The organism is Luteibacter sp. P4_D7_3 (assembly GCF_056401735.1).
Genome location: NZ_JBFUIT010000502.1, coordinates 1 through 1,832, shown reverse-complemented (window position 1 = coordinate 1,832; position 1,832 = coordinate 1). Strand labels below are relative to the sequence as shown.

The 1,832-nt window shown below is 62.1% G+C and carries 3 protein-coding genes; 2 read left to right on the top strand and 1 reads right to left on the bottom strand.

Annotated elements, in window-relative coordinates; genetic code table 11:
• Positions 1 to 512, top strand: a 512-nt coding sequence (locus tag AC1DSN_RS22080) for a DNA glycosylase AlkZ-like family protein (protein ID WP_477332924.1), incomplete at its 5' end; no start/stop codon positions are given.
• On the opposite strand, the gene AC1DSN_RS22075 is transcribed toward AC1DSN_RS22080, so the two are convergent.
• Positions 513 to 992 carry a hypothetical protein gene (locus AC1DSN_RS22075; RefSeq protein WP_063572147.1) on the bottom strand — a complete coding sequence of 160 codons (480 nt, stop codon included), beginning with the start codon at positions 990 to 992 and terminating at the stop codon, positions 513 to 515.
• A gap of 333 nt (positions 993 to 1,325) precedes the next feature.
• Here AC1DSN_RS22075 and AC1DSN_RS22070 point away from each other — a divergent pair, with 333 nt between their 5' ends.
• On the top strand, positions 1,326 to 1,535 hold the full coding sequence (locus AC1DSN_RS22070) for a cold-shock protein (RefSeq protein ID WP_046967385.1): 210 nt from the start codon (positions 1,326 to 1,328) through the stop codon (positions 1,533 to 1,535).
• Positions 1,536 to 1,832 lie beyond the last annotated feature (297 nt).

Below are 1,832 nucleotides of genomic sequence, written 5' to 3'. Positions count from 1 at the left end.
ACGCGGAACTGGCTCCGCTGGTCGCCGACGGCCTGCTGATTGAGGTCACTGTCGACGGCTGGGACGACATCGCGTACGTGCACCGGGACCACGCCTCACTATTGGGCGAGGCCGCGGGCAATCTCCTTCGTGCGACGCGCACGACCCTGCTTTCGCCTTTCGATCCGGTGGTCTGGGACCGCGCCCGTGCGATGGATCTGTTCGGGTTCGAATACACCCTGGAGTGCTACACGCCGGCGCCGAAGCGAATCTACGGCTACTACGTGTTGCCCATCCTCCATCGCGGACGGCTCGTCGGTCGCCTCGATGCGAAGGCGCACCGACAGGAGGGCTTGTTCGAGGTGATCGGTGTCTGGCTGGAGGCGGATGTCGTCGCCTCACCGGGCCTCGTCGCGGGCGTGGCCTCGGCCCTCGAGGAGTGCGCGGCGTGGCATGGCACACCGCGCATCGCCATCCAGCTCAGCCAGCCACGAGGGCTGGCCAGGCTGATTCGCGCTGCGCTGGAGGACTGATCAGCGCGTGGAGGCGGGTGCGGGCGTGTCCGCGCAGGACTTGCCGTGCAGGGCATCCTTCAGCTGAGAGGCGAGCGATACGCAGCGATTCTGCAACTGGTCACGCATATCCGGATCCTGGGACTGACGGAGCAGGCTGGTGCGCATCATTTCGTAGCGCGGTTCGATCTGGTCGCGAGCGAACACGCCGGCAGCCAGATGGCAGCTCTTGTAGCTGGCCAGGTATTCGTCACAAGCCGCGATGCCGGTGCTGTCGGGCAGCGGTCCGTTAGCGGCCGCCGGGGTCGTCCCCGCCTTGTTCTTGCTTGCCGGCACGCTGGTGACGCTTGTCGTCGCGGCGCGCGACTTGGTGGTGCTCGTGCTGGACGGCGAAGCGGTCACGGTCTGGGTGGTGGCCGGCTTCGGCTTGTGGTCGGCGCAGGCAGCGAGGGCCAGTGCGCAGACAGCCAACGGCAGGAAGCGGGTGAGATGTCGGGTCATGGTCGTTGGTCCCCCTTTGGGTTAGCGAAAGGATGGTAGGCGAAAAGTCGCACCGGTGGGTGCGACGGGACGCAAGCATGGGCCGCGAGGGGGTGAACGTAGCGTCAGGGCACCCCCGGAAGGGCCCCGGGGCGCTGCCGTCGCTATTTATCGTAGGGACGAGTATAGTTCGCCGACTGTGTTTGCCGGGGTCATAGAGTTATGTTGACCCGATGCAGCTGATCACGTATCCGCAACATCGCTTCGCTCCTCGCGTTTCCTTGCACACCAGTTCCAGCGACGGTCACTTCGATCGTCGGTTTTATTCGCTACACAATGTATTGGAGTGTTTCTATGTCGGATCGTGAAATCGGCACCGTCAAGTGGTTCAACGACGCCAAGGGCTTCGGCTTTATCTCCCGTGAGAACGGCCCGGACGTGTTTGTTCACTTCCGCGCTATCCAGGGCAACGGCTTCAAGTCCCTCGCCGAAGGCGAGAAGGTCTCCTTCAAGGTCGTCAACGGCCAGAAGGGTCTGCAGGCTGAGGAAGTCAACAAGGCGTAAGCCTGCTGACACTCTCGCTGCATGAAAAGCCGGGCGGAAACGCCCGGCTTTTTTCATGCCTGTTTTGGGACCCGATTGATCGGCGAAGGCGCGAAGCGCCCCGAATAATTCCTAAGAAACCTGTCTATTTCACGAAAAAAGTCGTGATGGACGTCAAAATATCGTCCAATGTAGGCATTCCCCTACATAACTCGCGCGAAATATGGTTATTATCCACCTTACTGTGTCTGCGCGGTCACGAGAGTGGCCCGATGTAAGCGCGAAGTTTACGCTCCATCGCCTCACCCGGTCCTGCAT

Coding starts and splice junctions, on each gene's coding strand:
- AC1DSN_RS22075 (WP_063572147.1), bottom strand. CDS start 992: ATGACCCGACATCTCACCCGCTTCCTGCCGTTGGCTGTCTGCGCACTG.
- AC1DSN_RS22070 (WP_046967385.1), top strand. CDS start 1,326: ATGTCGGATCGTGAAATCGGCACCGTCAAGTGGTTCAACGACGCCAAG.